14 protein-coding genes are annotated in these 20,176 nt (G+C 38.2%); all 14 read right to left on the minus strand.

Features of this window, described 5'->3' with window-relative positions:
* The coding region (locus B7992_RS07200) for a hypothetical protein (protein ID WP_141100399.1) at positions 1-588 on the minus strand (588 nt) is incomplete at its 3' end.
* 30 nt (positions 589-618) lie between these two features.
* Complete coding sequence (locus B7992_RS07205; protein WP_088665910.1) at positions 619-1,593, minus strand: hypothetical protein; 975 nt, start codon at positions 1,591-1,593, stop codon at positions 619-621.
* A gap of 1 nt (position 1,594) precedes the next feature.
* A complete protein-coding gene (locus B7992_RS07210) occupies positions 1,595-3,787 on the minus strand; it encodes a hypothetical protein (RefSeq protein WP_088665911.1) in 2,193 nt (730 codons plus the stop codon).
* A gap of 151 nt (positions 3,788-3,938) precedes the next feature.
* Complete coding sequence (locus tag B7992_RS07215) at positions 3,939-5,819, minus strand: LlaJI family restriction endonuclease (protein ID WP_088665912.1); 1,881 nt, start codon at positions 5,817-5,819, stop codon at positions 3,939-3,941.
* Positions 5,816-6,937: an AAA family ATPase gene (locus B7992_RS07220; protein WP_254917647.1), complete on the minus strand. Its 1,122-nt coding sequence runs from the start codon at positions 6,935-6,937 to the stop codon at positions 5,816-5,818. The genes B7992_RS07215 and B7992_RS07220 overlap by 4 nt, the downstream gene beginning before the upstream one ends.
* Positions 6,938-7,046: 109 nt before the next feature.
* Entirely contained in the window at positions 7,047-7,430 is a 384-nt protein-coding gene (locus B7992_RS07225) for a hypothetical protein (protein WP_088665913.1), read from the minus strand.
* A gap of 3 nt (positions 7,431-7,433) precedes the next feature.
* A complete protein-coding gene (locus B7992_RS07230) occupies positions 7,434-8,420 on the minus strand; it encodes an HNH endonuclease (protein WP_088665914.1) in 987 nt (328 codons plus the stop codon).
* Position 8,421: 1 nt separating this feature from the next.
* Positions 8,422-9,720, minus strand: a complete 1,299-nt coding sequence (locus tag B7992_RS07235; protein WP_088665915.1) for a DNA cytosine methyltransferase — start codon at positions 9,718-9,720, stop codon at positions 8,422-8,424.
* A 43-nt stretch (positions 9,721-9,763) separates the two neighbouring features.
* Entirely contained in the window at positions 9,764-10,852 is a 1,089-nt protein-coding gene (locus B7992_RS07240) for a response regulator (protein ID WP_088665916.1), read from the minus strand.
* Positions 10,853-13,003, minus strand: a complete 2,151-nt coding sequence (locus B7992_RS07245; RefSeq protein ID WP_088665917.1) for a sensor histidine kinase — start codon at positions 13,001-13,003, stop codon at positions 10,853-10,855.
* Positions 12,996-14,249 carry a DNA cytosine methyltransferase gene (locus tag B7992_RS07250; protein WP_088665918.1) on the minus strand — a complete coding sequence of 418 codons (1,254 nt, stop codon included), beginning with the start codon at positions 14,247-14,249 and terminating at the stop codon, positions 12,996-12,998. Before B7992_RS07250 ends, B7992_RS07245 begins: the two co-directional genes overlap by 8 nt.
* On the minus strand, positions 14,246-16,486 hold the full coding sequence (locus B7992_RS07255; protein WP_088665919.1) for an AIPR family protein: 2,241 nt from the start codon (positions 16,484-16,486) through the stop codon (positions 14,246-14,248). Before B7992_RS07255 ends, B7992_RS07250 begins: the two co-directional genes overlap by 4 nt.
* 15 nt (positions 16,487-16,501) lie before the next feature.
* Positions 16,502-17,410 (minus strand): PD-(D/E)XK motif protein, encoded by a 909-nt coding sequence (locus B7992_RS07260; RefSeq protein ID WP_088665920.1) that lies wholly within the window; start codon positions 17,408-17,410, stop codon positions 16,502-16,504.
* On the minus strand, positions 17,410-20,175 hold the full coding sequence (locus tag B7992_RS07265) for a Z1 domain-containing protein (protein WP_088665921.1): 2,766 nt from the start codon (positions 20,173-20,175) through the stop codon (positions 17,410-17,412). The genes B7992_RS07260 and B7992_RS07265 overlap by 1 nt, the downstream gene beginning before the upstream one ends.
* Between the last annotated feature and the right edge of the window lies 1 nt (position 20,176).

The raw sequence follows: 20,176 nt of genomic DNA on the forward strand, positions 1-20,176 counted from the left end.
GCGAATGTCAACAAAAAAGGGTGGCGAAGCCACCCACACATGTTGATGAAGAGCCCCTTCTTTAATAATTTTTTTTGCCGCTGCAATAATATTTTCTTGAGAATTGAAATCTTTGAGGTCATGATCTTGTGACGAATTTGCATTTGATACACGTTTTTTCACCATTTGGACAAAATCATCGAACCAGATAAGTTCTATTCTATGATCCAAAATCAAATCGTCATCATTCTCAATTCGATGTTCTAAGCGTCGTTTTATGATTTTTTTACGGGCGAAAAGATTCGCATTAGCTAAGCCAATCTTGTCCCTAACAATTACAACCAATTTTTTTATTTCAGGACAATTTTTCAATTGATGATTAATTCGAAAAAGAGAATCATAGATGATATGCAATTTAACTTCCACGTGTGTCTGTGCCGGCCAGTTAAGAGCTTTGCAACCTTTATCTAATATGAAATCAAATCCTTGAACGTGATTATCTAAATAACCAGTAACAATTTCTTCTTTTCGATAATCAAGGCATTTCTGTATTTCACATCCTACTTGATTTTCAAAAGTTAGAGCATCTATTTGCGATTTCAAAATCATATTATATCCCTTTCTCTTCAATTTCGTCAATCATTTAGTGAACATTAAATTCAAGTTCTGATGAACATTCAACAGAACATCATCAGTTATCATACATTGACTATGAAGGATTATTGCTAAAATTTCATATTCCGTCAAAAAGACATTCATATACTCCATATACGATTCATTATTCGCATAAATTGTATTTAAACGAGAAGAAACCCCGCCATGAAAATTTGTGCATCTCGACGCATAAATTATTCCATTCAAAAGAATTTTCATTTCATCTTCATTGTTCAACTCATAAGTTACCTTTCTGCCCGTATTTTTATCGTCCATTTCTAACGAATGGTAATTCATTAATGTTTGGATTGATTTTGCGAATGAATTTATGATATGTCTAGCTTTCTTTGAGTCTGTTATTCCCTTATGAAAGGAAAACGTGGAAACATAAGGTGCTGCGATTCCATTATAAGCAGGGCCATAAACATTTTCTACTAACTTTTTTATGCAGACAATATTACTCATTTTTTTACATGAGCGATTAACAAACACCTCATACATATTTTCATTATTTTTACAAAGATAACCTTCAAGCAAATAGGACGCAACAAAACGATAAACTTTTTCATGAAGTCTACAAACATACATGTGTAAAGGGTTATAATATTTATCGATGTTCGTCAATAGCAAAACACGAACAAAATCAATACCGACATCATCTTGCAAAATAGCGTTTATTTTTCTATTTCCAACATACTTTTTTATCTGCAAATCATTATACGAATGGTTGATAGCTTGCCAGCAAAAGAGTGAAGCTAAATCGGGACGAGCTGGTAATAGCGAATAGGCATCTACCATGTAGGTCAAAATTTCATATGGGGAATCAGTTTGTGTTCTCCATGCAGGATTAGATATACATTTAAATTTTTCCCAAAACAAATTTTCAACATACGGTATTACGCAATCATGATCTGCTTTAGAATATTTATTTGATAGTTTAATAAGTTTACTGAGATTCATGTTACCCTCTACAATGATTCACGTTGTTAAGTAAAACAACTTTGTGATATAAATCCACCAAATGACGTATAGACATATCAATTAAAGGTTCATACATGAAAGCATTGATATGAATATTTTCGGGAGTCATCAAGCAAACATCTTCAATAACTTTAAGCTCTTCAAGCGTAGGGTTTGTCTCTCGAAATTTGTCTATCATTTTCTTTGTCTGATTTTCGTCTATCGAGTCAAACGATTCATTCAATCGATTTTTTAAAAAAAGTTCTGTTTCAAGCCTAATTGCAATTGATAATGCAATTTTATTCTCTATCTCAATCTCATTGACATTATTATCCGAAACTATTCGCTTTGCAGTTTGCTTGATTAAATGCAACATATTCTGTTCATCATTTTGATTTAATGATTCCGTGTTTCTAATTGTACTCTTAAATATTTTCGAGACATCACCTTTCTTAATTGTCGCTGTATTACTTTTCAAATGCAAGCAGCTGGTAAGAAGCCTGTATTCCTCAGACTCAGAACCTTTAGTATACTGTACAATGTTACGGCAAAATGGAATCATGCTTATAAAACCAACATCGGACCTAGAACATTCTGAAATTAATTTTTTATTAAAATAGTCTTGAACATACATACCTTTTTTCAGGACAATATGTTTATTTCCTCCTTTCGTCGCCATAAACACATTTCCACCCAAGTCTAGGCGAGAACCAATTGTCCTGTAAAAATCAAAGTTATGAGTTAATATCACCTGATAAAAATATTCTATTTCCTTATTTTCTTTCAAATACTCAACTATAGCATATTTATTTCTATAATCAAACGAATCCGCGACATCGTCTAAAATCAAAAGGGTCTCCATACGATTCTCTTTTCTCGATTCAATATCAAATATAAATTGTAAAAGGAAAAAAGCTCGTTTTTCGCCACGACTAAGTACTTTTAACAAAATATCTCTATTTTGTGGAATTGCCTGTTCTTCACCATCTTTATATAAAAAAGTAACCGTGGCTGCATCTTGCCTTAAAATAACATCTTCCTTATTTTCTATTTCAATATCAAATGGAACATAAAAGCGCTTTTTGAAGATTTCAACTATTTTCGTCCATTTTCCTTTTTCTTCGCGAGCTCTCTCTAGCAATTGCAATAATTGAGGTTTCAGTACGATGTAATTATGGATTAAGTTGTCCACATCTTCTTTCATCGTATACAAAAAGCCAAGCCATACTTTTTTCTGAAATTTTTTATAATCCATTAGTTCCAAGATCATAGACTTGTCCTTTTCCAAGGCACTCTTGAATTGGCGAAGTTCTTTCTTACTGCACAACACCTTATCAATTTTTCCAAATGAGTCTTTCAACTTCTCATTAGAGAAAATTCGATTCATTTCATCGCTTACTAAATCATCAAGTTCCTTCTTTGATTCTATTTTTCGACCATTACTCAAGACAATCTGATGTTCTGCATCAAAAAAAGCTTCATCAGCAACAGATTTTGTGAGCATTTCGACCTGATACGTTCCGAAAGACTTTCCTGTTCCTATTGACTTAAATAAAATAGATTCATTCAAAAGATGATTATAATCAGAAAAATATTGTTGCAACAAATCTTTGTTTGTATTCAAAAAATTTTCAACACCACCTGTTTTATCAAAAATATCGTTATAACGAATGTTGAAAAATTTCCATGACTGATTAAGCTCTCTACTACATCTTTCTAAGCATGCTAAAAAACCTTCCTTCGAAGACTCCTGGAAAACTTTTACTATTTCATCCTCGCAATCTGAACTTCCAGAGCATTTTTTCAGCTTCGTAAGTAGAGCTTTCAACTCTTTATCCAATTTATTATGAATAGAATCATATTGATTTTTCAGTTCTCTACTAGCCAAGAGCGATGTAATTTTGTCGGCAGATTCAATGCCGTTTTCAGGATCAACCACCAATATTGAAGAAGGATTTATTGCATTTTCTCCCAACATTACGTCGCATGTACTTCGACGCTCTGGGTGAATCAAATCTTGGGGTTTATTTTTTTCATCATTTTTCGAAATACAATCGAACGTTTTGGCAAACGACGACTTCATTGTTCCATTTGGAGCATAAATTAGAACAGATCTTTTATCATTGCTAAAATCAAACGTATGTTGTAATTTCTTTATTCCGAAACAGTTCTCAAAATTAACGCTGAGATTCATTTTAAGTTTCCTTTTTTATATACTCCAAACACCGGATTAATCAATCCGTTTCAAAACAAATTCAGAAATTTTAATTGAATCTAAAATCCCCCAAAAATGTTTCCTAACTTGGGAGAAAAGATAACTTTTTATCACTCAGTCATGGGGCAATTTAGGGCTTTTCCAGCTTTTCCCTGCATTTAGATTTCTTTGAGGGGACCTGATCATTCACAAAATCTTCTGCGTCCCATCTGAACACTTCGCAATCGCCCTTGATAGCTTCCGCCAAGCGTTCAAATTCCGTGGGATCATCGTCCGGTAGACCTTCCTTCTGCACAAAAACCTTTTCCAGGGCAAGAACTAGAAAGTCAGCATTATCACGGGTGCGGAACAACTTCCCTTGCAAAATACGATAGTGCTTATCAACGAAAGCCGAAATTTTATCTTTTTTATCAATCGTTGCAATGCTATCCTTCACCCAAACAATCCAGAAATAGTATCTGTCTCGCAGCTGCTGAATGAAGTTCCTTCGGAATTTTTCGCGGGCGGTGCGCTTGAATTCGGTGCGGAGGCTGGAGCTCTTGGCGGTAAAGGCCTTGAGTACGTACAGGAAGTTGACGTTGTAAACCTGGAGCAAAAGGGTGTCGCGATCGAAGAGGCGGTTTTCAAAGTGACGGTTTCGCTCATTCCACAAATCGGCGTCATCTTTTCTGATAGCACCGGCAGCAGCAGGCATCTCAAAAATTTTATCCGCAGGCACCTCACCACGAATAAAGAAGTTGGGCGTTACGGAATAGCCTTCCGTTAGGGAATCGCGATATCGGAGGCCCTGATAATCCTTACTATCGCCCTTATAGTTCAGCAAGTCGGAAATATTGTACTGAATGATATTGCGCGCATAAGTAAATTGCTTATAAACGGATTCTCCAACAATATCGTTCTTGTCACTATAATACTTGCTGTCACCAATGAACCAAATCTTCTGGGACTCATCAGCAAAGACTAATTGCTGATCCTTGTAAAGATGGTCAATTTCCTTGCCGTCTTTTTGGTTCTTGAGATGTGCCATTTTGGAAGGCAAGTCATCGCCAACCAGTTTGTCGATCATGTGTTCGAATACATTGTTGTACTTGCTGGTGAGCAGGTATTCGCTGCCGAAGCCGCATGCGCTAAAGTTGCCGCCCCATTCGAAGAAGGCCTTCATGATATTGTAGAGGCGGAGGAACTTGTCGGCAAAGTACTTGTGCTTGATACGGCGAAGCTCCATGATGCCGCGGTGGCCCAGCAGGCGGCGGAACTCGTTCACTCGCATGGGGGCATAGAATTCCGACTTGGGCATCTTGAAACCAAAGGTTTCCTCGATGTAGTTCATGGCCGAGAAATACAGTACAATCAGGCGGTCATCCAGATCAAAGACCTTCTTCTTGTTCACCAACTCCATGTACACCGGAGCCAAGGTCCCTGAGCCTGCCGAAGGGACAAGCACAGGCATCTTCCGCATGGTCCTGCGCCAGTCCACCCGATTATTCCCACTATGGATATTCTTGCTCACAAAGGCGAACAGGTTCCTGTTCTCGCTGTAAAAGCGCTCCATGGCGTTCTTCACGTCAATCAGCGTGGGGCAAGCCTTGTCCGTGCTGAAGCCCCGGGCATTGGGAGCATCCATTGCCCTATCGGTAGGGAACGCCTCGCGATACTTGCCGATAGACGAGCTCACCCACAGGGAAAGATTCGCCAAGAAATCCTTGGGAGCGTCATCCAACTTAAAATCTGAATTCGGCGAAACTTCTTTCCCAAAAGCAGAAACTCGGCCTGAGTCATTCTGAGCCAAAGGCGAAGAATCCAGGAACACCTTTGGCAGAACAAAGACAATGCTGTCGGTGAGTTTTTCACCCTTCTTGCTACCATTGAACAAATACCCGACGCCATCCAGCTTACCATCGCGAGTGATGAAACCATTAGGCAAATCCTTAAAACGCCCCTCCTTATCCAAAGGCAGGACAGATTTCAGATACTCCACGGAGTAAGGGAACTGTTCAAAGAGAAAAATCACTTAGTGATCCAATTCATGAAGGAAATCAGTTTCTTGTCACCGTCTTTCTTGTACAAATCCTGGAAGGTGAAATAGTTTCCATTCTCTTCTTCACGGAAGAAGGATTCCTGCTTATGCACATCCTTGCAAACTTCGTTCCACAAATAGAACATCACCTTGCCAAGGAAACGTTCCTTGGTAATGACATTGTTATCGACAGGATTCAACTTGATAAAATATTCACCAAGTTGCTTATCTTCGGAATCGGTAATGCTGACAATCTTTTCGTTCACGGATTCAACAAACTTTTGCCAAGGATAGGAATTTTCATCATCAACTTTTATCTGGTAGCTTGCGCAATCCTTCCCTTCAAAATCAATAGGCACATATTCCCAGTCAAAGCGACGTTTGAATGCGCTGTCCATAGGGAACAGCGACTGGTCGCTGGTATTCATGGTAGCGAGAATATTGAAGTTGGGAGGAAGCTTAAGCTTACCCGACAAACCTTGTGTCGAAAGCCATCCCGCAAAGTCTGCATCAGCATTTATTTCGTAGCAGGAATATCCGTCATCATTGCGGTCCAACAACTGGAAAATGTCACCGAAAATCTGTGCACAGTTACCACGATTAATTTCTTCAATCACAAGATAAACTGGCTGATTCAAATTTTTCCATGCAGCCGCATAAGCCTTTGCAAAAACCTGAGGAACGAAGGAATAGGTAATCTGCCCATTTTCCTTTTTAGGCTTGTACGAGCCTACAAACTGAGCGTAGTCGTAATCAGGATGGAATGTGGTACGATATACTTTTGAGATCTTCAGAAATTCAATATAAGAACGTAATGCGCTATGACGCGGATTTTTCACCTTGTCATCGCCTTCGCAAGATTTCAGATGTTCTTCTAATTCAGACACATGGTCAATACCAAAGATGTCAACCCCAAACGAATCAGCATTATTCAGCACATCTGCGTAATGAGACGCCTTCGGCATTCCCGATTGCGCAAACTTTTCTCTCCGTTCATCTCGTTTATAAACAGAAAGGACAACATCATTTACAAACTCGTTAGCTTTGTAGGACTTTCCTGTGCCAGGAGTTCCAAAGAAAATTTTTTGAGACACCGAAAAATCAACATTCACACAACTACTCTTTTCCTGATTTATAATTTCGTCTTCGTTTATTTCACCTTTTTTCACCTCGTAAAATTCAAATAATTCATCATTCTTTAGAACTTTATAATAAGAATCCTCATTCTTGTTGTAATAGCACAGTTTCAAAAAAAAAGTTTAGATCATCCAACGTTAATTGATATTCACCTTCAGAATTCCACTGACTGCTCAAAAAGACCTGTTCGCCTTTAAATGAAAAAGGTTTTTCAAACCAACGAGGCGCTCTACGCCCATTTCGTTCTTGTACAGAAGAAAGAGAACTTTTTAGAAAAAGCCCTGTAAGTCGATGGCCACTGTTTACAGCATTGAGCTGTATTATAGTCTCACCCGGCATACCTGTTTTTGGAATAGATTCTTTTGAATATGTTTCAAACGATTTAAATTCATCTTTTTCATACAAAAAAGAAAAAATATCCAGCACTAGTGACGAAAAAGTCTTGTTTTGGGGCAAAAGTCGCTTCATAAATCATCCTCTAAAGACACATTTTCTATGATACTCTAAATATTCAATTCTCTTTTCATCTATGGGGAGCATCTGAATGTACATATCATTTTTCAAACCAATTCGTTGAACATTTTTTGGGCTCAACCATTGCGATACCCAAAGTTTTTTATCATCTGTAAATGTGATAAAACCCTGGTCAAAAAGACGATCGTACAATGGAGAAAGCATGAATCCATTCTTTGGGTCAATACGTTCTTTCTCATCACAAACGGCCCACGGTTTGATATGGCTAGCAATTAATAAACGTTCATCGTTAATCATCGTTATTGGACAGAACGGACATTCTTCAAGCAAAGCATTACGATACTTTTCCTGCCCAATTCTTCCCTTGTTAGAATCCTTTTCTGTAGCGTCATACTTAGCCGTCTTTTCATGCACCGAATCAGCCTTTTTACCATAGTTCAGAACCAAAGGACCATTTTTCTTCATTTCTATGGCATCAAAATCAACAAAAAGCTTCAAATAAAAACAGGAAGTTCCATCAAGAGCTTCCACACGCATTGCCGAGATATAACTAACTAAGGGTAAAGACAATTCCCTTATCAAATAATAACCTTCATCGCCAGAATTTACGTAACCACGTGGGCCACCAATTTGATTTTGATCCTGAATCGAAAAACTTATTACATCTGGAAGTGATTCAACTTTTTTCCGACGTTCTTGCCATAATGAAGCAAAAGAATCTTTACCGCTATAGTCATAAGAAGGATTAAGATATTCAGCCTTAATCGTATCCATATAGGCAATGAGGTCGCTCTTGAGCAGAAAACAGCTTGCAAAAAAGCCTTCCTCACCAAAAAAATTTCTCATCGAAACTTTAGAACCGAAATACAATTTTGCTTCACCATTTCCGGAACCAATTTTATTTTTTCGCAAAACAAAACAGTCCGGAATGGTAATGACACTGTCATAGACATCTGCAAAAGTATACTTTCCAGCAATAAGCATTCTATACTCCGTATTTAGTGATGTCCATCTGCTTAAGGATCGCGATTAAAACATCAACAACAATGCTATTTCCCGCTTGTTGATAAGCAGCCGTATCGGAGACAACGATTTTAAAAGAATCCTTAAACCCCATTAGGCGCAGGCATTCTCTAGGCGTCAGCTTACGAATACGCCCCTTATGGGTTACATAGTTATCGACTCCAGCACGATGCATCTTATGCATAGAATGCAAAAGCGGTCGTGCAACTTCCAAATCGGTCTTTGTAGATGTTTTAAAGTTCTTTGTACCACCCGCTAAAACATACTTGGCCACTTTTTCTGACAGATAATACTTTTCTTCGACATCCTTAACATCAAAGATGAATTCATCGAAAGCCTCATTACTAGGAGTATCCTTCGAATCAGGATGATAAACGAAATCACCGTGCCAGTTAAACTGTTGATTTCTTTTTTGGCAAAGTGCTACGTCACCATTAATTTGAGTATAGCATTTTTCTCTATTCTTATGGCTGGTGACGAATTTAATTCCCTTTTCCTTCAAGAAATACTTGGAATCAATGTAATCCTCCAAAAAATCATACATCGTATATTCAAGTGAGATAGGTGCGGGAAATTCAAAATCCACCTTTTTCTTAAAGCCTAGACAATATACGCGTTCACGATGTTGAGGAATACCATAATCCTTACTATTCAAAACACGGAAGTAAACAGTATAACCGAGCTCCTCAAAAATATCATGCATCACATGCCATGTACGGCCATTGTCATGATTTAACAAACCCTTAACATTCTCAAACAAAAATACCTTAGGAGACGTTTCTTTAACGACTCTTGCAAACTCATAGAACAGTGTTCCGCGAGCATCTTCAAAGCCGAGCCTCTTTCCAACCATTGAGAAAGCTTGGCAAGGTGCACCACCGATGATAAAATCAACTTTACCAGCGTACGGTTTGGCATCAAAATTACGGATATCTGTAAACCAATCTTTTTCCGCTATATCGTAATTTGCGAAATAACTTGTTTTACATTTCGGTTCAATATCACCAGCAAACGCAATCTTATGTTTCAATCCCAATCTTTGAAACGCATGTTCAATAGCGCCAATACCACTAAACATGGTTCCAATACGGACCGTCTTTTGTGGCTTGGAAAATTCCGCCGAGCGCCAGGTTTCTTCTGCACTAAGCGGAGTCTGGGGAATATCGCGTTCTTCCAAATTCTCTACACGTTTTTTGATAATTTTTCTAACGTGAGAAATCTTCTTATTCGTTTCTTGAATGTCTTTTTTTACGGATGTCATGGGATATAATATAATTTTCAAGCAAGGACATTATTCGACAGTATTAGGGTTTTATCTCTTTAGACTTTGCAATCCATATCATTTTTTCCATAGATTCTTCAGGAACTAAATCAGGCTGTCCCTGACGAGCATAATATGATGAAAATCTAGATAAGATGTTTTTTACAAAAACAGGAGCTATACGATACGTTTCCACATCGTACATCTCGAAAAAAATTCCATACAATTCCGAAATCGGCATTGTAAAATTTATAAATCCACCTTCAATATTTTTTGTGTACGGCAACCAATGATAACGAATATATTCCTTGTCATCATTGGAATTTTGGAATAAGGCCCCCAATTTCTTTTTATCTCCATTTGAAAAAAATAATTGAGGATCATTTCCAATTTGAAATCCATGACTTTCAATAGACTGAAGTTCACATAATGTAATTGATTTTATCTTAGGTTTTTCGTTTCTGATTACAAGATCACAAGCTGGAGACAAAACAACGAACCTTTGCCCTGTAAGCTTTGATCGCACTACAGATCCTGTATAAAGGTTAGAATCTATTACCGGAACATAGAATTCTTCTGGATATGAATTTTCATCGTGCATAAAACTTTCGCAATCCAATCGACTAATTAACATCCTCAGCAAAGAACTTTTCACACGGTTCTCAGCGTTCTTCGCACGATCGATCCATAGATCAACATTATCAGCAAAAGCTTCCTTATAAAAGCGTTGCATTTGAGACTCTAGAAATCCTCGTAGCCCAGCAATTTCAGTTATACCCGTACTATAGATCGATAATAAATAATCAAAAACATCCTGATATCCACAATCATCACGCGAAAAAATTTTTAAAGCCCCCCATTCAGGCTTTACGTCATCCGGCGTTCCCGTGTGAATGACTGTAGGAATTCTAACACCCAAACTTTCCAGCTTTTCAATAAAGTCGCCACCTTGGGTGTTTTTTTCCAACCGCAAATCAACAATCATTGCATCAAACGTACTATCAATTTTATTCAAAGCATCATCGGGATTTGCTACATTGACAACCTCAATTATACCATTATAGCATTCCTCAACGACGTCCTTACACGTTTTTACAGATGATTCTGTATCTTCAACAAGCAGAACTTTCATTTATTCCTCCTTCACAAGTTCCATTCTGAAATGTGCGCCCAACTCCGATACTAAAGCCTTTAATTCGAAACCATTTCTTTTCGCAGCTTCACCAGCAATACTTAATCCCAATCCAGTTCCATCCTTTTTTGTTGAAAAATCGGGTTCAAAGATTACACCCGATTCAAGAAGAGATTCCTCGATTCCTGGACCGGAATCACGATAATCTATATATTCAACAATCCCATTTTCTACAAAAATTTGAACATCAATAGTCTTTTGTTCGGCATTTTTATTGATCATCCAATACAAGCTATTCTCAATTAAGTTTGTAAAAATACTGTATAAATCCTGCTGCCAGCACTCTAAATAGACCTTATCTTGGCTTGTTGTAGAAACATTCCAAATAACATCTTCGTTTTGAGAACAACAAAATTCAAGCATGCTTTTTAAGCAAGAGACAACATCTACTTTTTGCTTTGAGGACCTACGTCCTACAGCAAGAGGATCTATTTTCTTAAACAACAAAACTAAGGCTTCTGAATTGGAAGCAAAACCATCTATTTTTTCATAAATTTTTGATAATTTAGTTATGTCGCCCTCTTCATACTTCTTATAACAAGATCTAAACAGCGGAACCTGATTTTTGAAGAATTCTAAAGGTTTTCGTCCCTCATGTAACACGACATTAACTATTTTACCAAGCGTAGCCTGTCCCTGATACACCGCTATAGTATTTCTTAACTCCTCAGCTATCACGTTCTTTTCTTTTTCAACATCCTCGATAGCCTTAATGAGATCAGCAGACGCGCCCTGCGAGACATTTTCTTTGACCAAAGTAGACTGAACTTTTGCCTTCAGTGAATCAAAAGAAAATAATTTTTCGAACGCAGATTCAACCTTCAAGATTTTTCTACTTAAGCCTGTTTTATTCCTATGAATAAATCGTCTTGTTTCCAGTTCACTAATTATAGCCTGAGTCAAAGAAACAAGCGACTTATAAGAAGTATTGTCTTTCAAACCGTCTCGCGCACTTTTCTCAATCAAGTTCGATCTTTCTTCACTTTCAATTTTTACAAAACCTATTACTTGATCAGAACCTATTTTACGAGAAGGATTCTGCACCCTGTTTTTATTCAATTCAAGCCAGTCAAAGTTCGGGTCACCTAAAGGACGTATTCTAAACCCATTTCTATACACGCCGATACCGTTATTTTCATTTAACAGTCGTCGGGCCTCCAAAGAACCTACATAAGCCCCCTTTTCGTCCTTCAACCCCCTCTTTATCAGCCCTTCAATAGCTTCCTTTTCGCGATCAAAAACTCTTATATCGAATTGAACACGGCCACAATTTGTCGGACGACCAAAAGAAAACTTTATTTCTTCAGGAACTGCATTACGCAATTTCTGCATCTCGTAAATTAGAGAACCAGATCCATTGGCCTCAACATAGCCTGCAATTTTATAATCAAACAAATCAAAAAGAGGAAACGGTTCTATTTTTTCATTGATCGTTTCATATTCCGAAAACCCTTCTACATTCAGTATTATTTCAAAATTTGATTCGTTAGATACCTTTGTATCACTTATAGGGGTCATCAATTTTTTCAATTCTCTTTTTAAACGGCTGAATTGAGTCAACGACCATTCTGCTAAAAAAGATTTGTCACCACGAATAGTCAATATTGTACCACTTGCGCCATCACAAGCTTGAGTATCAATTTGAATTTCCACATCCGAAAGAAATTCCGCCCTTTCGAAGTCATCCCATTCTACAAGCAAGAACGTTTTTTCGTGTCGTTCCTGCGAAGTCGTTTCCATGAAAAGTTCGTTGCCTAGAATTGAAGAAGCGTAGCGACCAATTCCTTTCCGACCTTGTAAAATTCTTCCCTTTGGACTTTGTTTCCTTATTTCCTTATCATTTGTTGAAGGGACCATCCATTTAGACGTAACAACATCTCTCGTCATTCCATGACCATCATCTTCAATAACAATTTGGAGACCGTCTTTTTTATGATCGTTCTTAAAGGATATATTCACATGAGACGCATCAGCATCATATGCATTTTTAACCAATTCAACAACTGCCGCATAAGGGTCTTGAATTAAGTCCCGGCCGATAGTTAAGATATGACGCCCTGCAGGATTTATTTTAAAAGTTCCTTTAGTCATCCCAGACCTCCCTTAATTTTGCAGCAATTTTTTGAGCCAACAGGACAGGCACTGCATTTCCAATCTGTTTAAAAGCATCGGTGCGACTTGGCTTTCCAGAAGCACTTTCAAAGAAATAATCATCCGGGAAAGTCTGCAATCGGGCAGCTTCTCTCGGCGTAATAGAACGGTTCTGTTCTATATCTGGATGGATATAATAGTGACCATCTTTGCAAATATGCGCAACAATTGTTTGCGAAGCTGATTCTGTTTCAGCGACAACCTTAAATCTGTCTAAGAATGTTTTCTGATTTGCGTGAGTCTTCAACTCTTCAGGCAATTGACTATAATCGAGCCTTTTTCTTTCATGATTCCACAAATCGACAACGCGTCTGTATATTTCAAGGTCTCTATCACAATTAGGACGAGCATAGTGAAAGGTTACGGGATATGTGGACAATACTCCAAATTCTTCCAACCATTGGCTATGACGCCCCGCAGTTAAAGGATGCCCGTATACATCACCTTCTCCAGCATGCAGCGAGGCCAAACCTGAAAATACAGCTTTAACAGTATACGGATGTTCAACAGGCTCCGGTTCAGGATACTGAAAATCTTCTTCTGTTTTCTTCCCAATCAAAATTATGCGTTTGCGTTTTTGCAAAACACCATAATTGTCAGCGGACAGCACTCTGTAATCTACACGATAGCCAATTTCCCTAAACTTCTGTTGCATTAGATCAAAATAGAGCGCACCATTTTCATCTTTAGCACTCAACAATCCTAGAACATTTTCAAAAACAAAATACTTAGGTTGGTATCTTTCTAGAAATTGAGCATAATATTGAAAGAGATAATTTCTTTTATCATCTTTCATGCCATTTGGATCACGAGCACGTCCAACTAAAGAGTAAGCCTGACATGGAGGTCCACCAACAACCAAATCAATATCTTCATCTCCCTTCAACGCATCTATTTTTTCAAAAATAGACGCAATTGTGTCCTCCCCAATTTCCTTATTTATCACAGAATCGAGGACATTTTGAGGAACATGGGAATAGAGATCATCTCGAGAAATTTCGCCCCTTAAATATTGTGCGTAAATCTCTCTTTGACCAAAATCTTCCAAATAATGAAAAGCAGCCCTTGTTTTTAGCGTATAGCTTGCAGCATCCCACAACTCAACGTGAGCAATAGGCTTAAAACCTTCCCGAACAAAGCCTTCGGAAAGACCACCTGCGCCAGCGAAAAGATCAAGAAATTTCATCGTATCTTTACGCCTAAAGATACTAACTTTTCCTTAACCGAGTAACAGTCATTCATCATAGACTGCACATTCACCGGTACAGTATTCGTTTTGGGTAAAATCCCCTTCTGAATAAAAGATATTGCCTTAAGTAAGCTTGTTTTTTCTGCATTCGTACCAACTTTATGGACTTCAGCCAACTGAAGAATCGCGTTCCAATATTTTGGAGTGAGTTTCATAAAGTCTACCAATGATTGAAGATTATTTGTATTTCTTTGATTCCTTTGGGCAGTTTTCTGCTGTTCATCCACCATTTCCCGAGGAATCAGTTCATCTAGGAACCATTGACCCAAAGTATAAGGTTTTTCCTTAAATTTTTCCCAAGTCAAAGGCTTCTTGCAGTATTCAGAAACAATCACTCCATTGCTATCGTTAATGAAGTCATTAGTAAATTTTGTTGCACGAGCAATTTCCTTCATGAAGCCCGGCCCGATCTTTTGCATCTTCCAAATTTTTTCCCAGTCAATACTCAACTCGCTGGGAATGCAGCTGAGGATTTTCGCAATAGCATAAGGAACGATATCCATCTTAAAACCACCAGCAGTGTACCAAAAGTCCGATGGATTCTTGGCACAGTTCTTGTGTTCTTCTAGATAGTTATCCACCGACCTAAAAATAATGGCAGATGCAATGCTCTTATGGTAGAAGAATTCATTGAACAAATCCTTATTCTTGCCAAAGACTTCGCGGATGTTCTGGTTGAATTCCTTGATTACATAGTTTTTACCCTTAGCCACAATATGGGGTTTCTGAGCCATAGTGGTCAAGTAAACTGCAAGCTGTTCTTTGGTAATGATCTGTTCCTTTGGGAACTTTGCCAAGAATCGATTTAAACTATCACCCTTAAGTTTGAGCTGTTCCTGTTTGTACTTTTTACGAGCACGTTCATAGTACCAAGCCGTAGGAATAGAGTACCTCACTGCCGGTGCAAGATAGCTCTTGGACATTTTTTCCATTTTAATATGGAAAGGATCATTAGAGAACAGGTCTGCAGCCGTCACCTTATTTTGACTATTCGCATACTTCGCTATATCCTGAACCATTTTATCGTAATAGCGAACACCATCAATCTCAGTTTCTCGATCTTCAATGACAGTAAGCTTCATAGGCACAAATATGCCCTCAAGATCCACATTTGTCTTTTTAAGAACAGACTCTGCTAAAGATGCTGTAGTCTGGCCACCATTGATAATCTGCAGGTCTTCAATTTCGGTAATATATAACTGGTTTTCAGACTTAACAAATTCAATGTTAGAAGCCGTAGCGGCAATACCATTATTATACGTAAAGAAGTTTTGCGGCTCATTGTTAATGGTCTTGCGTATGCCACTGTTCACGCTCTTAGAGCCCGAAGTTCCAAGGAATGCACGGACATTGCCTTCCAAAATTTTACTGCCGTGATCTATATAAATATCTGCAAGAAGCTTACCTGGAATAATTGCAATATAGGCTTGGTAGCCCAAGTCATCTCCAATATTTCCCTTGATACAAGGAATTCCCTCAACCTTGTAATCTTCCTCAAAATTGATTGTTACAACCTCGGAAAGATTTTGTTCTTCTTGTTCGTAAAATCGTTCAAGATGCCAAAGATTAATTTCAAGAGGTTTCCCATCGAAATCTTCTTTCTTAATTTTCTTGGTGGTCTTTACAGGCTTACGGCTTTTGGTCTTCCGTTTTGAGGTTTCAAGTAAATTCTGTTTTAGGAGTTTTGTGTCAAGCTCCTTATTTGTCAGAACAACAAACTTTATTTTAAGGATGTTTGTCGCGTCATTTATATCATCCACTTTCAAACGTTCGCGAACCAACGAGGCAACCTGTAACATTTCATCGGAATCGTCAAAATACTCCGACATTTTACCATGACAAGTTTCATCAAGAAAGTTATAGAGTCGCCAATAAAGCTCATCAACCCTACTCATTGTCAAATTAGAAACATCAAAGGAATCTTCAAAATCGCTAATGAACAAAACCAAACTATGATCTGTTTCATCAAAGCTATAGCCATCCAAGTGAATTTTTCGGCCTTTTGAAACAATCTTATCGCCAGAGCGTATTCGCTGGGGATCTTGAATCTCGTCATATTCACACAGAATATCCAGTGCTTTATTGATGAAGGCATCTTCTGTATCACTTCCGTCGATGGCGGATTCATCACGAAGATTTTGAAGAAAATTTTTTCGATATTCTTGATAGGTCATAAGCAGTGCAACCCGTTAAATTTCGTGATCAGCTACGGACAGTAGCGACAACTCGTATTTTGCAGAAATAATTCCCGCTGGAACAGAGGTCGGCGTCATCTTTGGGAATGTGGCATTCACCGCAAAGTTGCGAATACTCTTTTTTGCAAACACATACTCGTCATATGCAGCATTGTACGAATAACCGCTTTTTTCAACCTTTTGCAAAAAGATATCCTGATGTTCTGCAGAACTAATTTGATTGCAAACATTCCATACAAGATCGTTAAGCGTAAGCCCGGCATAAGACTGGCTCATTTTTTCAAGAAGGACCACTCCCAAAACGCCATCATTTTGAGATTCAAGTTGTTCTAGAGAAGAAATTATGACAGACGTCTTATTGTAGTGAATAGCCTTTGTTTCGTACCACTCATTACCGTAAGAAAAATCCTTCTTAGTTTTATCCTGACCACTCCAACCCTCGACAGCTGCACAGCAGCCATACTTTGTAAAGAGCACATCTCGCAAGTACAGGATTTCGCCCATCAAGCCCATAATCGCTTCTTCGGAAAGAAGATCATCTCGAGACTGAACAAACATCCGTTTCCATAAGGTAAATCTTTCAACTATTGCATTATAACCAAGAGCAGCATCCTGCAAATTACGAGTTTTTTCAACAATGTCATCGCAAAATTTGAAAAAAAGATCTTCAAGAGCTTTTTCTACCAAGGAAAAACGCAAAGTATTGTAATTGCTGTTTTTATACTGACTAACTTCAATGGATTTTGTTCCCTTGATTTTTCGTGCAGTAAAAGGATATCGAAATTCAATACTCTTTTGACCAAGTTCATTGATGCCGATATGCAAATCCAGAATATGGTTAGCATCAACTCGAGAAAAATAGCAGGGATTAGAGAACTGTGCAAAACGAGTTTTGAAGTCCATTATTCTTCCTCCTCATTTTCATTTACATCGCGATCAAAATAGTTGTAAGCGGTATTCACCTTGTACTTATTGACACTCATGGATGCTTGAACTTCATTCCTAGGGAATCCAATCATAAAACCAAGGAAGGCGATTTTATCGACATCAACGTGATCTTTAAGATTCTTGTAAGTAGGATTTATTTCCTGATTGCCCATTCCCAACTCAAGGGGGTAAATCAAAAGCAAAGGATTGCGATTCTCCACATACTTAAACCAAGTATCGACTGGATAATGTTCGCTTTTTGTCGGATTTTGCGATTTGAATTCAGATTTTGCCTGATCCGCAATATCTAAGCTATCAATACCAATTTTACCATCGCTAGTACCAGCAAGTTTCCCCTTTTGACCAATACTCAGCTTTTCTTTAACCGGATCAATAGAAGAATTACCGCGATAAACCTTATTCAGAGACATGTTGCCAATAGAAACCGCACCCTTTTCGCCTTCCATGAATGCGATATCAAACTTATCAATGGAATTGTCTGTACAGGAATTGAGGAAATCGACAAGTTGAGCAGTATCAAACTTGACACTATACTTCGAAATAGAAAGTTTACTCAAGAAACGAGTAACATCACTCTTATCAACATCCTTAACTAAATAACGTTCCTTGTAGTTTTCATTACCCTGCTTGACAAAGTTCTTGCCTTTATTTTGTAAGTCATTTACCAAATTAGTTACTGCATCAAAATTCTGTTTAATTGCAGCATAATTAGTGGGCAAATACGGAGTTTCAACACAGCCGCCAAAATAGCTTTCGGTTTCATATTCCGTAGAAGTATTACGCATCTTGTTGTAAGATGTAATATTCAACTCACTGGAATTGTTGCGAACGCGAATACCAAAGTCCTTCGGTTTCAACTTAAGATCACGCATGAGTTCCATGTCTATCTTCAATGCCTCAGTGGCTTCGGAAATTTCGGCATACCATTCTGCTGAACTTTCGGCAATCCAAATACGGAACAAATCCTCGTAATTGCGACGATAACCAAACCAGCGTCCCATTTGCATCAAAACATCGTAGGTAGATGTGTTGCGATAGAAATAGCTGATAATGAGGCCTTCCAATGTAAGACCGCGAGATAGGGCGAGACCGCCAATAGCAATAACTCGTTGCGGATCATCTTTTTTATATACCAGCTTTTCCGAATTTTTGGAGCTGTTCACAATACAGATCTTTATTTTTTCGATTGCCTTGAACATATTCTTAGCCACATCTCGCCAAGTTACTCCGGCATTCGTAAATTGATCTTCAAAAACCTCATGAATCCGTTTAAGAATTGGATCCTTTAAGTCGCTTGCAGCTCCAGTTAAATTGTGTTTAACGGCCCTATAAGCCTTTGTGTAAATTTCATCAACGCAATCCTTGATATACTTTTGCACTGCAACAAAACGACTGATATTGATCAGCATAGAGCGATGCTTATCCTCATCACCTCGTAAATCTCGAATTGTATTCACAATGAAGAAAGCGTATATAGAATCAGTCAAACTCTCAGGAAGATCGCCACGCCATTCCTTTTTATGTTTATAATAGAAGGGCATTCCATCATCTTCTACGCAACCCGCATCAGTGATAGGAACAAGCTGATTATAATGCTTGCCATCTTTGTCAAAGATATTTTTGGGACCAACATAATTAGAAGGCGTAGGTAAAGTGACAATGAAATTCTCTGGGAACAAATCCTGAGTAGTCATTTCTTCCGTTGTAATCGGATCGATGAACACATTGGCAAAGGGCGTCGCGGTAAAGCCTACGTAATTAGACTTAGTAAACACGCTTGCCAATTCACGAATCATCCTATTAATTACAGTCGGGTTCTCAGAATCACCACTGGTATTAATAGAAGCGTTATCAGCTTCATCATCAATCAGAACCATGGGCTGATCAATCTTCTTTGTTACAGGATCAGCATTCAAAGAAACAAGCCAATTCTTAAGTTTCTTGAGAGACGTTGTATTTTTCTTAATTACGAAAACAATTGCATTGTTGTTGCCTGCAAGAGTATCCGCGATCTTGTCGATGTTTCCAGTAAAATCCTGGATACGAGAAGTCATAGCCTTTGCGAATAGGGGCTTATTATCAAGGCCAACACCTACACGCTTGCCGCCAGAAGTATCGGCAGTCATATCAATGCCAATAAATCCTTCTTCGACACGTTCCTGAGTCTGTCTACGCAAAGACTCAATGGTACCAGTCAAAAGAATGAACACTTTATAGCCAGCATCAGCCGCCTTACACATTAGGCCAATGTAGGTAGAAGTCTTACCAGATTGCACATCGCCAATAATCAAACCGCGACGTAAGAAGGGTTTTGACGAATTCGGATCACCCAAACAATTCATGAGCTTTTTATCAATGGTATCATCACCAAGGATATTCACTACATTCGGACTAAAATTCTGTGAATCAATTAAATAATCACGATAGCGGTTCCAAAACTTCGGTTCAATGTCACCCTTAACATCATCATACCAAAGTTCTTGATCATAATCATCCAGAATGCTCTGACCCGGAGCGCTATAAACCTGATACTGATACTGCAAATCACGTTTTGCAGCCTCAGCCTCTTCAGCGCTAAGCTCGGTACCTGTAAAAAACGCAGCCTTTTGTATGACATCTGCAATTTTTTCTTCATTCAGCTCTTTTTCGATGCCACTAGTCTCAATAAGACTCTTTGCAGCACGCAAAATGTTATTGACCTTCTTAAAATCTACAGCCATT

Origin of the sequence: Fibrobacter sp. UWH1, assembly GCF_002210365.1 — a bacterium.
Lineage (GTDB): Bacteria > Fibrobacterota > Fibrobacteria > Fibrobacterales > Fibrobacteraceae > Fibrobacter.

Coding starts and splice junctions, on each gene's coding strand:
- B7992_RS07205 (WP_088665910.1), bottom strand. CDS start 1,593: ATGAATCTCAGTAAACTTATTAAACTATCAAATAAATATTCTAAAGCA.
- B7992_RS07230 (WP_088665914.1), bottom strand. CDS start 8,420: ATGCTTATTGCTGGAAAGTATACTTTTGCAGATGTCTATGACAGTGTC.
- B7992_RS07235 (WP_088665915.1), bottom strand. CDS start 9,720: ATGACATCCGTAAAAAAAGACATTCAAGAAACGAATAAGAAGATTTCT.
- B7992_RS07225 (WP_088665913.1), bottom strand. CDS start 7,430: ATGAAGCGACTTTTGCCCCAAAACAAGACTTTTTCGTCACTAGTGCTG.
- B7992_RS07245 (WP_088665917.1), bottom strand. CDS start 13,003: ATGACTAAAGGAACTTTTAAAATAAATCCTGCAGGGCGTCATATCTTA.
- B7992_RS07260 (WP_088665920.1), bottom strand. CDS start 17,410: ATGGACTTCAAAACTCGTTTTGCACAGTTCTCTAATCCCTGCTATTTT.
- B7992_RS07250 (WP_088665918.1), bottom strand. CDS start 14,249: ATGAAATTTCTTGATCTTTTCGCTGGCGCAGGTGGTCTTTCCGAAGGC.
- B7992_RS07210 (WP_088665911.1), bottom strand. CDS start 3,787: ATGAATCTCAGCGTTAATTTTGAGAACTGTTTCGGAATAAAGAAATTA.
- B7992_RS07255 (WP_088665919.1), bottom strand. CDS start 16,486: ATGACCTATCAAGAATATCGAAAAAATTTTCTTCAAAATCTTCGTGAT.
- B7992_RS07265 (WP_088665921.1), bottom strand. CDS start 20,175: ATGGCTGTAGATTTTAAGAAGGTCAATAACATTTTGCGTGCTGCAAAG.
- B7992_RS07240 (WP_088665916.1), bottom strand. CDS start 10,852: ATGAAAGTTCTGCTTGTTGAAGATACAGAATCATCTGTAAAAACGTGT.